The organism is Thiothrix sp. (genome assembly GCF_028714775.1).
GTDB lineage: Bacteria > Pseudomonadota > Gammaproteobacteria > Thiotrichales > Thiotrichaceae > Thiothrix.
On record NZ_JAQTLS010000010.1, the window covers coordinates 92979 to 106535 of the forward strand.

A 13557-nucleotide genomic window follows, 5' to 3' on the forward strand; every position below is an offset into this window, starting at 1 on the left:
AATGCTTACCTTCCAACGAGTGTTAGATGACGCAGCGAACGCACCTTGCGGGCTTCGTCAGCGTCGATGTCTTTGAGGGAATCTTCCACAAAAGCCAGATGTTCTTGTGCTGCCTTGCGTGCGCGTTCGGGGTCACTGGCAACCACTGCCTCCATCAGTTCACGGTGCTGCTCCTTGAGCGGATCAAATACCCGTGGGATGGTGTAAAGCTTATCCAGATTGTGTGAAATGCTGTTTTGCAGCAGTTCAAACAGCCCGCGCATGACGTGCAGCAATACCAAATTGTGCGAGGCTTCGACGATAGATAAGTGAAACGCCGCATCAGCGTGCGCTTCATCCATTGGGTCATCACTGCCATGCAGCGCAATCATTTCGTCAAAGCGTGCGCGGATATTCGCTTTGTCAGCCTCCGTCGCCCGTAATGCGGCATACCACGCGGCATTGCCATCCATTGCATGGCGGATTTCCAGCACATCGAAACGGTATTCAGGGTTATCGCGGAACAGTGCCACCAACGGATCGGCGCAATGGTTTTGGGGGGCACTCTGCACAAATGTCCCACCCCCAGCACGGCTGACCAACAGGCCCTTGCTGATCAATTTCTGGATGGCTTCACGCAAGGAAGGGCGTGACACCTCCAATTGTTCAGCTAGTTGGCGTTCAGCGGGTAAACGATCCCCGTGTTTGAGTCCCTGCGTAGCAATCATGGTTTCGAGTTGCTCGGCAATCTGGTCGGAAAGTCTGGTCTTCTTCATGCACTCTGGTCTTACCAATTTTGATAAGACCGAGTGTAGGGGGTTTTAATCACCCAATCAAGGAATCATCCACGGGAACACATACGCTTGCAGCGTAGTGATAATACCCACGATGGTTGCAAACATCAGGCTGTGTTTGAGCGTAAAGCGGAACAGATCCGACTCTCTGCCCACCAACCCGGTTGCCGCACAAGCGACCGCGATGGATTGCGGTGAAATCATCTTGCCGGTTACGCCACCCGTGGTATTCGCTGCTACCAACAAGGTGTCTTGCACGCCGATTTGATGCGCGGTATTCGCCTGCAAACTACAGAACAGCGCGTTGGACGAGGTATCCGAACCTGTCAGGAATACACCCAACCAGCCCAAGAACGGCGAGAAGAAAGTGAACATTGCGCCAGTACCCGCCAACAGCAACGCCAAGGTTGCAGACAAACCGGAGTAGTTAGCAATGAACGCGAACGCCAATACCATGCCGATGGTGTAGATCGGGCGTTTCAATTCGCTGATGGTTTCGCCAAAAGTACGCAGCCCTTCCAGCGGTTTCATGCGCAATACGAACAAGGTAATAATGGCAGCAATCAGGATGGCAGTGCCTGTCGCGGAGAACCAGTCAAACTTGTACATCGCCTCATAGGGCTTGGCTTCGGCAACAATCGGCGGCATTTTGGTGACGAGTTTGTCGAGGTAGGGAATCGAAAACTTGAACACCCAGCTTTCCAACATACCGTCTTTACCAAACAGGGCTTTGAACGGTTTCAAGCTCCAAATCGTCACCATCACGGTGAGGATAATGAACGGCGACCATGCTTTGAAGATTTTGCCAGCATCATGGGTTGGCTCAGCCTTTTGTTGCGCTTTGGTGCGTTCTTGACCGGGGAAACGGAAGATGTTTTTCGGCTTCCACACTTTCAGGAACAGGGTCAAGCTGATCAAGCTCACTATCGCAGAGGTGATGTCCGGCAGTTCAGGGCCAATGAAGTTAGCGGTCAGGAATTGGGTAATCGCGAAGGTAACACCTGCCACCAAAATCGCCGGGTAGGTTTCTTTGATACCGCGCCAACCATCCATAATTGCGACCAACCAGAACGGGACGATGACCGACAGCAACGGCAATTGACGACCTGCCATTTGCCCAATGTGGAACGGGTCAATCCCAGTCACTTGCCCAGCAACGGTAATGGGGATGCCCATTGCGCCAAACGCCACCGGGGCGGTATTGGCAATCAAACACAAACCAGCGGCATACAGCGGGTTGAAACCCAAGCCAACCAACAAGGCGGCGGTAATCGCAACGGGTGCACCAAAGCCTGCCGCACCTTCCAAGAACGCGCCGAAAGCAAAGCCGACCAGCAACATTTGCAAGCGTTGGTCTTCTGTTACCGACAGCACCGAGCTGCGGACAATATCAAACTGCCCCGTTTTTACGGTGATTTTGTAAAGGAAAACCGCAGTAATGATAATCCATGCAATCGGCCACAAGCCATACAGGAAGCCATATCCGGCAGATGCCAACGCCATCGGTACAGGCATTTGGTAGAACAGAATGGCAACTGCCAACGCCAGCACCACGGTAATCGTGCCAGCGATATGCCCTTTCATACGCAACACAGTGAGTGCCATGAAGAAAAAAGCGATAGGAATCAAAGCAATCAGGCTGGACAGCCAGATATTGCCTAGCGGGTCATAGACTTGCGCCCAGGTTTGCATAGGGGTCTCCTCCATAGAGAACGAACTAGCGGTAAAATTTCCTCCGAAACTGGTTATTTGGTATTACCAACTTACCAGTTTTGCGATACTATGGGCAGAACCAACAGATTGTCAATGATTTTATAGCGTTACCACCTAAATTCGTGATAATTTGGTAAGACCAAAAGCAGGACTATCGAGAGGAGAAACTTAATGCCCAGCCATACACTCGTGCAGCAATTAGCCGAAATTGTCGGTGAAGCCAACATTGCCACCAATCCACGTAAAACCGAGTATTACCGCAGCGGCTTCCGGTCGGGCTGCGGCACGGCCTTGGCGGTGGTGTTTCCGCAAACGCTGCTGCATTTGTGGCGCGTGTTGCAAGCCTGTGTGGATGCCAACACCATCATCATTATGCAGGCGGCGAAAACTGGTCTGACCGAAGGCTCGACCCCCAGCGGTAACGATTACGACCGTGAGGTGGTGGTGATCAATACACTGGCGATGGATGATCTGGTGCTGTTGAACGGCGGCGCTCAGGTATTGAGTTTCCCCGGTGCGACGTTGCATAAGCTGGAAAAACTGCTGAAACCGTTGAAACGTGCGCCGCATTCGGTGATCGGCTCGTCCTGTTTGGGCGCGTCGATTGTCGGCGGCGTGGCGAATAATTCGGGCGGGGCATTGGTCAAACGTGGCCCCGCTTACACTGAAATGGCGCTGTTTGCGCAGGTGAATGAACAGGGCAAGCTGGAAATGGTTAACCATTTGGGCATTGCCTTGGGTGAGTCGCCGGAGGAGATGATTGCACGGCTGGAGTCTGGCGATTTTGCCAAAGACGGGGTGGATGATGGCGGTAAGCTGGCATCGGCTCGCGACTACGTGGTGCGCTTGCGCGATGTGGATGCGGCAACACCAGCGCGTTTCAATGCCGATGAAAGCCGTTTGTTTGAAGCCAGTGGGTGCGCGGGGAAATTGGCGGTGTTTGCGGTGCGCTTGGATACGTTTCCGATGGTGCAGCAGGAACAAGCGTTTTACATCGGCACGAATGACCCGCAGGTGTTGACGCGCTTGCGTCGGCACATCCTCAGCCAGTTTGAAAATGTGCCCGAAGTGGGCGAATACATGCACCGCGATATTTTCAATATTGCGGAAAAGTACGGCAAGGATACGTTTCTGACGATTGAAAAGTTGGGGACGGATGTGATGCCCAAACTGTTTGCGTACAAGGGGCGTACCGATGCGACCTTGAACAAGCTGCCGTTGCTGCCCAAATATTTGAGTGATCGGGTGATGCAGGGCGTTAGTCATTTGTTTCCGCAGCATTTGCCGGATCGTTTGCTGGAATTCCGTGACCGTTATGAGCATCACTTGATTCTGAAAATGAGTGAGGGTGGGATTGCCGAGGCGCAGGCGTTTTTGCCGGAATTCTTCGCGGATGCGGGCAATGCGGGGGCGTATTTTGAGTGTACGCCGCAGGAGGCGAGTAAGGCATTCTTGCAGCGGTTTGCGGCGGCGGGTGCGGCGATTCGTTGCCAGACCTTGCACAGCAATGAGGTCGGCGAGATGCTGGCGTTGGATATTGCGTTGCGGCGCAATGATGCGGATTGGGTGGAAGTGTTGCCGGAACACATTCGCAGCCAGATTGAACATACCTTGTATTACGGGCATTTCATGTGCCATGTTTTCCATCAGGATTATATTTTGAAAAAGGGTGCGGATGCCCATGCGGTGAAGAAGGCGATGTTGGCGTTGCTGGATGCGCGGGGGGCGAAGTATCCGGCGGAGCATAATGTCGGGCATTTGTATGAGGCGGAAAGTGGCTTACGGGAGTTTTACAAGCGGCTTGATCCGACCAATACGTTTAATCCGGGGATTGGGAAGATGGAGAAGTATAAGAGGAATTGTAGTTGTTGTGGGTGAGGTTGGGCAGGCTAAAAAGCCTGCCCTACTGCTTACTGCCCCAGCAACGCCTTCTTCAAGCTTGCCTGTACAGGCTTCTCGCCCAACCAAATACCGAAAAACGCTTGCTTGAAATCATTCCCGGCGATAGTGGCGGATGATTTGCCATTCTTGATGATGGCAATGCTTTGCGGTTTGTAGACGAAATCGTAGAGGTCGCCTTGCTTGATTTCTTCCTTGAACACCGCGATCAATTGCTCAATGCGTGGTTGGATCGCAGGGTCGGAAGTGGATTTCTTGAAGCCTTCGCGCACGGCTTCTTCCATGCGTTCGCTGGTGATCATGGATGAGGTCACTTCCAGCCGTATTGCCATCGCTTGGTTGCCTGCCAAAATCGCAGGCGCATCGCTGCTTTTTGCCTGCAAGTACAAACCGGCAGTGTAGAGGTCGAAAATTGCCTTAGTACGGACGCCTTTGCCGTTCAGGCTCAGGGCTTGTCCGGCAAAGGTTTGTTGGGCAGTAAAGTTGTCGGCAGCATGGCTGAATGCCGGTAAAAGGCACAGTAATGCCAGCCAGAGTTTTACCAAAGTACGCATAGTTCCTCCTCATTTTTTACTGTAGTGACAAGTGCTTATCTATATCACTTTGGTAGCGCGATTACCAACGTCTGTGTGCTACGAAAAGTCCGGGCTTTGTTGCGCATTACCGTGAAACGCAGGGGCAGGATGCGTATAATCGCCAGCCTAACAGTTGATGAAAAGGAATCCCGATGAGACCCAGTGCACGCGCACCCGAGCAAATGCGAACCGTCAAGTTCACCCGCAACTACACCTGCCATGCTGAAGGTTCCGTGCTGGTGGAGTTTGGTAATACCAAGGTGCTGTGTACCGCAACCGTTGAAGACAAACTGCCCGGTTGGCTGAAAGGCAAAGGCCAAGGTTGGGTGACGGCGGAATATGGCATGTTGCCGCGTTCCACCGGCAGCCGTACTGCCCGCGAAGCCGCCAAAGGCAAGCAAGGCGGGCGCACGATGGAAATCCAGCGCCTGATTGGGCGTTCCCTGCGTGCAATTGTTGATCTCGAAGCGCTGGGCGAATTCCAAATTACCCTCGACTGCGACGTGATCCAAGCCGACGGCGGAACCCGCACGGCTTCTATCAGTGGTGCTTACGTGGCCTTGTGCGATGCGATCAAGTGGTTGCAAAAAAACCGCCGCCTGAAAAAGAATCCACTGCACGGGCAAATCGCCTCCGTTTCCGTGGGCATCTATAACGGCGTGCCGGTGTTGGATTTGGATTACGCGGAAGATTCCAATGCCGAAACTGACATGAACGTGATCATGAACGAGGCAGGCCAATTCATCGAACTGCAAGGCACGGCAGAAGGCCATGCATTCCGCCGCGACGAGTTGGATGCGATGTTGGCACTGGCAGAAAAAGGTATCCGTGAAATCATGCAAGCGCAACAAGAGGTGTTGGGTTTATGAGCAAACGCATTGTGTTGGCGTCGGGTAACGCCGGAAAGTTGCGCGAATTCAGCGCGATGATGGCTGATCTTGGCTTGGAATTCGTGCGCCAAAGTGAACTCGGCGTACCTGATGCCATTGAAGATGGCCTAACCTTCGTCGAAAACTCGCTGATTAAAGCCCGCAACGCTGCGAAAATGACGGGATTGCCTGCAATGGCGGACGATTCCGGTATTGTGGTGGATGCACTCGGTGGCGCACCGGGGCTGTATTCCGCACGTTATGCAGGGGAACACGGCGGTGATGCTGCTAATAACACCAAATTGCTGGAAGCCTTAAAAGATGTGCCAGAGGAACAGCGCACGGCGCGTTTCTACTGCTGCATCGTTTACCTGCGCCACGCCGATGACCAACTGCCGATCATTGCCGAAGCTAGTTGGGAAGGCCGCATCCTGCACGGACTCAGCGGTGCAAACGGTTTCGGTTATGACCCGCTGTTTTTCGTGCCGACCCACGGCTGCTCTTCCGCCGAATTGCCACCAGAAGAGAAAAACCGCATCAGCCATCGCGGGCAAGCTCTGCGCAAACTGCATGAATTGCTGGAGCGGGAACCTAAGGCATGAAGCTCATCATCCTCGACCGTGATGGCGTGATCAATGCCGACTCGGATGATTTCATCAAGTCCGTGGAAGAATGGGTTCCCATTCCCGGCAGCATTGAGGCAATGGCGAAACTGTCACGGGCAGGGTATACGCTGGCGGTTGCCACCAACCAATCCGGCATTGCACGTGGCTATTACACGACGGCAACGTTGGACGCCATGCACGAAAAGTTACGCAGCTTATTGGCGGAACACGGCGGCAAAGTGGATTACATCGCCTATTGCCCGCATGTCAGTGATGACCACTGTGATTGCCGCAAGCCCAAGCCCGGTCTGCTGCTGGAAATTGCGCAATATTTTGCGGCTGATTTGACCGAAACCACGGTCGTGGGGGATTCTCTGCGTGATTGGCAAGCAGCGGCGGCGGTGGGGGCTGCTTATGCGCAAGTCCGCACGGGTAAAGGCGAACGCACGCTGGCAGGCGGTAAGTTGCCTGCGGATATACCTGTGTTTGATAACCTGTCACACTACGTTGACTCACTTCCCGGAACCGATACTTAAATGAATGCACTGACAACGCTCTGGCTAGGTACTCGCGCCACTGTTTTCTGGATTGGCTCTGCCATCAGCACCGTGCTGGCGGGTTTGTTGGCTCCACTGTTGTGGTTAGTCCCACTCAAGCTGCGTTACCCCGGCGTGACCCTGTGGAACTGTTTCAACCGCTGGTGGCTGGAAGTGACCTGCGGGGTGAAATACCAAGTCATCGGGCGCGAAAATATCCCTACCGAGGGCGCATTCATTGTCATGGCTAACCACCAGTCAACGTGGGAAACCTTCGCAATACCGTGCATTTTTCCGCAACACCTGAGTTGGGTCATGAAGCGCGAATTGCTGAAAATCCCTTTCTTTGGCTGGGGCTTGCGCCTGATTCGTCCGATTGCGATTGACCGTGCGGCAGGGCGTGCGGCGGTGAAGCAGATTTCCCATCAAGGCAAAGCGTTGCTGGAAGAAGGCATCAGCATCGTGATTTTTCCCGAAGGCACGCGCGTTGCACCGGACGAAAAGCTGCCGTACAAAATTGGCGGGGCAATCTTGGCGTCCCATGCCGGTTTCCCGGTTGTGCCAGTAGCACACAATGCGGGGATGAGCTGGCGGCGTCATGCGTGGATCAAAAGGCCGGGGACGATCACTGTTAGCATTGGTCCTGCTTTCTCCACCAAAAATATGAAGGCGGATGCGATTAATCAACAAGTAGAAAACTGGATCGAAGCTGAAAAATTGCGCTTACCACCGATAGGCAATTAACCATTCTGATCAAATAGTTACGCTCATCCAGATTTTTCTGCCTTTGGCTTCGATTTGTACTAAAAATACATAGAGCTTATTTATTAGGAAGGGTGTGGGCTATGGGCATTAATCCTCAAGCAGATGCGGCAACTGGCATTTGCACCATTGACGGGCAAGCAGTGGTGTTTCACTGCAACCACTACAACCGTACATTGCAGAATACGATTGAAAACTGCCGTCATATCGACAACCAGAAAGTATTGATCCAATCAGCGGCTGAGGTGGCATTCCTCGGCTTGCAACAACACTTCCGCGAGCATCCGGGGATGAAACCGGACGAGCGTTTGCGTTATGCGGAACAACTTTACAGCTTCTGCGGTTTTGGTTTGTTGCCCTTAGCAGAGACGGTCAAAAAAGCCGTGGGTCAAAATGAGTTTGACCTGACCACCTATTCATCCCATTACGGACGGGCATTGGCGCTGAATTTCGAGAAACGGCGCGGCGCGGGGGAATACTTTGATCTGGGGTTCACCATCGGCGCACTCTCGGCGGTGTTTGGCGAAGCCTTCAGCGGCGAGTTGACCAAGGAAGCGATTTCCCTCAAAGGTCGGCAAAGCACTTTCCACATCTATGTCGGTGGGGATGAGTTTGAATACCTGTTCGGGCTGGAAAGCGGCACACCCGCGTATCTGGAAGTGGCAGGCATGGCATCGGTGATCCCGGAGCGTACCCTTAGCGGGAATATTGATGAAGCCGCGATCATTGCTGGCGTTAGCCAAGCCCCCTTGTTTGGCAACCAACAGGGGCTGATTCCGGCTTTCGGTGTGGAATTGACCCGCCACTACGCCGATTACTACAACTTGGTTTCCTTCCGCTTTGAGCGCCAGTTGGCAGAAGTCCTGAAAAAACGCCCAGCGTTGGCGGATTTGCTGATCTACGATTACCCCGCACTGTTTTTTTACAAACAATATATCAATCTGGAAGGCATGGCCTTGTCGCGTACCCTGCTGACTGAAGCCGGGCATATTTGCGGCTTTAATACCATGGGCGGGATCATGAGTTCCGATGCGTGGGATGGCTTGGTGATGCCGATGGTGCAGGAGCGCGAAGATTGGCTGCATGGCATTATTGCCGTCATTAACGCGCTGGGCTGGGGTGTTTGGCGTGTCGCGGAACTGGTTCCGGGGGAAAAGCTGGTGGTGCGGGTATGGCGTCCGTATGAATCACTGGGGTATCTGCGCTGGTTTGGTTACGCCGACCACCCGGTCGATTATCTGGTCACAGGTGTCGCCGCATCCTTGATGAACCTGATGTATGAAGGGGATATGACCACCAGACCCAACCTGAACATGGATTATTACTACAAAATCAACCGCTCACCTACTTCATTTTGGGCAGAACAAAGCCGCTGCGTGGCGATGGGCGATCAATATTCGGAAGTGACGGTTACGCGCCGCAAGCGTGGGTAACATAAAAATGCGTCATTTTGTGCTGAAATGACGCAAAAAAGTTTAGGGGTGTAAACCGCAGTTTACACTTTCTTTGTTAGCATCGTGGAAGTCATCTTTCTCAGGAAGCAGTAAGCACCACTGCTAACCTTCCACGTGTCAGCCTGACTCCCTCAACTAACCCTCGCTGACATACTGGATAGCCGGTCTGCATAGACCGGCTTTTTTTATTGCTAATTTACACAATAATGACATTCATCAAGTTATTTATGCGTGATGTAAACCTGAGTTTACATTTTTTGTAGTACCCTCGTGCGTTGCAGATCGTGGCTAACTTTAGCTCAGGTTCAAGAGGAGAAATTGGGATGTTCAGAAAAAGTCTTTTAGCTGTCAGTGTGCTGCTGGCTTTGTCTCTCGCAGCTTGTGGCGGCGGCGGTGGCGGCACAACCACAACAACGTCGGGTGTCAACATCCAGCAGGGTGTTGCTCTTATTCCCACAACCGTTAGCGTTGTCGATGCAAAGTAAGTTGGAGATTGAAACATGAAACCTAAGTTTAAGCATACTTTCATCGTGGCTGCTGTATTGTTGGCAATGCCTGCTTTTGCAGCACCCCCTGCGGGGACGCCCTATTACACGGATCGCGTTGATAAATATATTAATGAAGTGTCAGCAGGTGCATTTGACTCAGCTAATGAGATTATGTGTCTTGTAGGGCAAACAAAAGCTGAGGAATTTATAAATAAAGGGTCGTATGTGGCTCTTGTTGATAATAATTTATGCGGAAAGACAGATAAAGCCAACCCTTCTAATGCAGCCTCTTCCTCTGGCGAAGGACAGTCCGCCGCTAGTTTAGCGCCTGATTATCAGAAGTTTACTATGGATGTTACACAAGCGGATGCAAACTCACCTGTGCAAGCAAAGATGTGGATACTTTCAGCGGGAGATCGTACTGGTGATCCATACCAGCAAATCCAACTTTTAATGACAGTGACGGAAACGCCCAATGCCACTAGTCCGCTTGGTAAGTTTCGTATGGACTGGATAGGTTATCCAGCCACTACTGGTAATGTAGTAATTGACTATAATGATGTGATATTTAAGGGTTTCATGACCTCTGATACCGATACACAAAATCGTGCCCGCTTACGATTCTTTGATCAAGATACAAGAGGAGATTCCGAGACGAAAGCAACGTTGATTCGGACAAGCGCATCTGCGGGGTACGGAAGTACCTACTCAGCGGAAGATGGATACCAAGGAAGTTTTAATATTGCATTTACTGAAAATGAATTTTTGCGTAATTCTGGCTCAGAAAACATGTGTTTCTCACGTAATGACTATGTAAATAATGTTTGGAGTTATGGCTTATACAATCCAAGCAATGGGGCGCGAGTTAATCGAAACAGTGGTTTTCAAGTCAAAACTGATCTCAATAACCGCGATTCTGGCTGGGCAAGCTATTGGGGAGTATGGCTACCTAACGGTCAGAATCTGACTAATGGTCAAGCCCTTTATAAAGTTAATAATGATGGGACTGATGCAGGTACGGCTTATACTGTCCTGAAAACAGGTGGAAAACTGATTAAGAATCAGAAAGAAACACTAACCCTTAATGCCATTAAAAACGTGCCTCTTAATATTGGTATAGATGAAAATGGGAGTCGGCAAGATTATCAAGCTGAATGGAATGGTTCGGCATTCATTAAAACACAGAAGATGGAATGTACAGGTAGTGGCAATAATCAGCAATGTTATTGGCTACCAGTTCAAAATCCAAACTTAACATTTGCCGCTGACAGCGATGATATAAATGCTTATTCAAATGCATTGGGTGGGAATGTACGGATACCACTGCGTGATGGCAATGGGAACCAAGCAGCATTGAGAGCCGACACCGCTGTTACATTGTACAAACGCACAACTGTCATGCCGGGGGATGCTGTGCCTGTCACTCTCCAATGCTACGACCAGTGTATACAAGCAAATGGCAGTACGGTAAATCATAGCGATACCCCCACCAATTATACTTTCGGCACAGATATGCTATTAAAGGTTGGAGGCACTCCGATTACCTCAACCAGTCAAGAGGGTTTACATACGGGTGCACTTGTTCCGGTTGGTACTAACTTGGCTTGTGATTGGAGTACGGCACAAAACCCACAGACCTGTACATGGAAGGCTTGGAATCTTGAAGCTTTTTATACTTGGGAAACAGGTTCAAACTCTTGGAATCAATTGACTGCCCTACGAAAAGCCGACGGTACGTTTGAAAGCTTTTCACAACCTTTGCAAGTGAAATATGCTCATGCCAATAATGATGATACTACTAGTCAATTTAGATTAGAATATGCTGGGTTTGGTAATTTACAAGGGATTCCAGGAAAATGTGTCAGTATGTCTACCCATGAGTCTGTTACGTGTGGCCCAAATACCCGTTGGATTCCTGAATTCAGTATAGCTGATGGAACTGAAGTTACAGATTCAGATGGTACAACTTATTTGGTAAAAGGACTGGGAATGGAGCAGCATATGCGTAAGAACGATGCCGGTTGCACAGGGATGACGACAACATCTTTTGACTTACCTGTCATTGGTGATTTGCAATCTCCTACTCCTACTTTAGGGGCGATACCAACTGTTACTGCCGCACCAAAGGTTGTTGGTGGCGTCATTCAATATCGTTAATTAACGCTTAATAGTGAAAAAAGTCGGTCATTATTGGATCGGCTTTTTTCATTAGTGGGCAAACGTATCCTCACCCAAGCCCATAAGCGTTCATGGCACTCCTGAAAAAGGCTGATGCTCATGCGGACATGCTGTAAAAAATGCACTAAAAACTATTCATATCTTGATAACTAACAAAAATTGCACTATATATTAGACATGGAAATGCAAGCTCTGGGCGAAGCCCTGCGTACCGCCCGCAAACAACGCAACCTTACCCAAACCCACTTGTGCGAAATGGTGGGGATGAGCCGCGCTACCCTATCCGGTATCGAAAATGGCACTATCGGCGAAGTCGGTATCCGCAAGGTAATGGCTTTATGTTCTGCGCTCGGTCTTGAGCTTTCCGTGCAAACCCTAGCTTCACGCCGCCCGACCCTGCACACCCTCGTTGACGAAGCCACCCAGCGCAAAACAGGCAGCTCATGAGCAAACACCCGCAAACTGACCAAGGCAGCCTCGACATTTATGTGCAGGGGACATGCAGCGGTAATTTGGGACGTAGTGCTGTGCACGCACATACTTATGTGTTCAGTTACTTGCCAGATGCCAAACCGCAACAGGCGGTTTCCCTCACGATGCCAGTAATGCCTGACCAGTACGGCTATCAGCAAGGCGTCCACCCGATTTTCCAGATGAATTTGCCGGAAGGCGAATTGCGCGAACTGCTGCGCAACCGTTTCCAGAAAGCTGTGCAGAATTTCGACGATCTGGCGCTGCTGGGCATCATTGGGCAGTCGCAGATTGGGCGTATCCGTCTGGCTGCGGCTGGCAGTGAACCGGATTCCATACCTTTACAAGATATGCAGGAATTACGCACCTACACAGGAACGGAAGACTTGTTCAGTGATTTGTTGCAGCGTTACGCTAACTACTCCGGCATTTCTGGGGTACAACCGAAAGTACTGGTGCGGGATGCAGCAACCGTTTCCGCTACCGCGCAATTGGAGCAATTCAGCTACCGCGATGCTACCCACATCGTCAAAGCATGGAACCCGGAACGTTTCCCGCAACTCGCTGCCAATGAATATTTTTGTATGCAAGCTGCCCGTAAAGCCGGGTTGGAAACGCCAGATGTGGAACTCGTCGCCCAAGGGCGCTTGTTGATCGTCAAACGCTTCGATTTGGATGGCAAAGGTGGCTATCGTGGCTTCGAGGATTTTTGCGTACTGAACGGACTTGCGACCGACGACAAATACGTGGGCAGTTATCAGGACATCGCCCAACGTATCCGCCAATTTGTTTCACCGCACCGGGTGCACGAGGCGTTGGAACAGTTTTTCCTGTCGTTGGCGCTGACGTGTGCGGTGCGGAACGGCGATGCGCATTTGAAAAACTTTGGGGTGCTGTACGATGACCCGGAAGGCGAAGTGCAATTTGCCCCGGCTTTCGATATTGTTTCCACCACGCCCTACATCCCCAACGATACGTTGGCATTGTTGTTTGGGGGCAGTAAATCGTTTCCAGAACGCAAAGCCTTATTGATCTTTGCCCGCCAGTTCTGCAACATCAACGAACGCCGCGCCAGCCGCCTACTTGAGTGGGTAGCACACGGTCTGGAGGCAACATTGCCTGAATTACAGGCATACCAACGGGAGAACCCCGCGTTCGTAGCGATAGGCGAGCGTATACAAGCTGTATGGAAACAGGGAATTGCCGCTATTATGGGCACGGACTGTGAATGAGG

The 13557-nt window shown here is 51.3% G+C and carries 13 protein-coding genes; 10 read left to right on the top strand and 3 right to left on the bottom strand.

Features of this window, described 5'->3' with window-relative positions; all coding sequences use genetic code 11:
• Positions 1-5 precede the first annotated feature (5 nt).
• The gene (locus tag PHE17_RS11155; protein WP_301015927.1) at positions 6-755 is read right to left on the bottom strand and encodes an FCD domain-containing protein; all 750 of its coding nucleotides are present in this window, start codon (positions 753-755) and stop codon (positions 6-8) included.
• Positions 756-812: 57 nt separating this feature from the next.
• The gene (gene lldP / locus PHE17_RS11160) at positions 813-2465 is read right to left on the bottom strand and encodes an L-lactate permease (protein WP_301015928.1); all 1653 of its coding nucleotides are present in this window, start codon (positions 2463-2465) and stop codon (positions 813-815) included.
• A gap of 192 nt (positions 2466-2657) precedes the next feature.
• Between lldP and dld the strand changes: the two genes are divergently transcribed.
• Complete coding sequence (dld, locus tag PHE17_RS11165; RefSeq protein ID WP_301015929.1) at positions 2658-4364, top strand: D-lactate dehydrogenase; 1707 nt, start codon at positions 2658-2660, stop codon at positions 4362-4364.
• A 32-nt stretch (positions 4365-4396) separates the two neighbouring features.
• On the opposite strand, the gene PHE17_RS11170 is transcribed toward dld, so the two are convergent.
• Positions 4397-4939 (bottom strand): chalcone isomerase family protein, encoded by a 543-nt coding sequence (locus tag PHE17_RS11170; RefSeq protein ID WP_301015930.1) that lies wholly within the window; start codon positions 4937-4939, stop codon positions 4397-4399.
• A gap of 173 nt (positions 4940-5112) precedes the next feature.
• On the opposite strand from PHE17_RS11170, the gene rph reads away from it, so the two are divergent.
• The 9 genes from rph (at position 5113) to PHE17_RS11215 (ending at position 13555) form a co-directional block, all read left to right on the top strand.
• A complete protein-coding gene (gene rph, locus PHE17_RS11175) occupies positions 5113-5829 on the top strand; it encodes a ribonuclease PH (RefSeq protein ID WP_301015931.1) in 717 nt (238 codons plus the stop codon).
• Positions 5826-6431 carry an RdgB/HAM1 family non-canonical purine NTP pyrophosphatase gene (gene rdgB / locus PHE17_RS11180; protein WP_301015932.1) on the top strand — a complete coding sequence of 202 codons (606 nt, stop codon included), beginning with the start codon at positions 5826-5828 and terminating at the stop codon, positions 6429-6431. The genes rph and rdgB overlap by 4 nt, the downstream gene beginning before the upstream one ends.
• Entirely contained in the window at positions 6428-6970 is a 543-nt protein-coding gene (gmhB, locus tag PHE17_RS11185; RefSeq protein WP_301015933.1) for a D-glycero-beta-D-manno-heptose 1,7-bisphosphate 7-phosphatase, read from the top strand. Before rdgB ends, gmhB begins: the two co-directional genes overlap by 4 nt.
• On the top strand, positions 6971-7714 hold the full coding sequence (locus PHE17_RS11190; protein ID WP_301015934.1) for a lysophospholipid acyltransferase family protein: 744 nt from the start codon (positions 6971-6973) through the stop codon (positions 7712-7714).
• Positions 7715-7815: 101 nt separating this feature from the next.
• Positions 7816-9165, top strand: a complete 1350-nt coding sequence (locus PHE17_RS11195) for a hypothetical protein (RefSeq protein ID WP_301015935.1) — start codon at positions 7816-7818, stop codon at positions 9163-9165.
• Positions 9166-9509: 344 nt separating this feature from the next.
• Complete coding sequence (locus PHE17_RS11200; RefSeq protein WP_301015936.1) at positions 9510-9671, top strand: hypothetical protein; 162 nt, start codon at positions 9510-9512, stop codon at positions 9669-9671.
• Positions 9672-9686: 15 nt separating this feature from the next.
• On the top strand, positions 9687-11831 hold the full coding sequence (locus PHE17_RS11205; RefSeq protein ID WP_301015937.1) for a hypothetical protein: 2145 nt from the start codon (positions 9687-9689) through the stop codon (positions 11829-11831).
• A gap of 198 nt (positions 11832-12029) precedes the next feature.
• On the top strand, positions 12030-12299 hold the full coding sequence (locus tag PHE17_RS11210; RefSeq protein ID WP_301015938.1) for a helix-turn-helix transcriptional regulator: 270 nt from the start codon (positions 12030-12032) through the stop codon (positions 12297-12299).
• A complete protein-coding gene (locus tag PHE17_RS11215) occupies positions 12296-13555 on the top strand; it encodes a type II toxin-antitoxin system HipA family toxin (protein WP_301015939.1) in 1260 nt (419 codons plus the stop codon). The genes PHE17_RS11210 and PHE17_RS11215 overlap by 4 nt, the downstream gene beginning before the upstream one ends.
• Positions 13556-13557 lie beyond the last annotated feature (2 nt).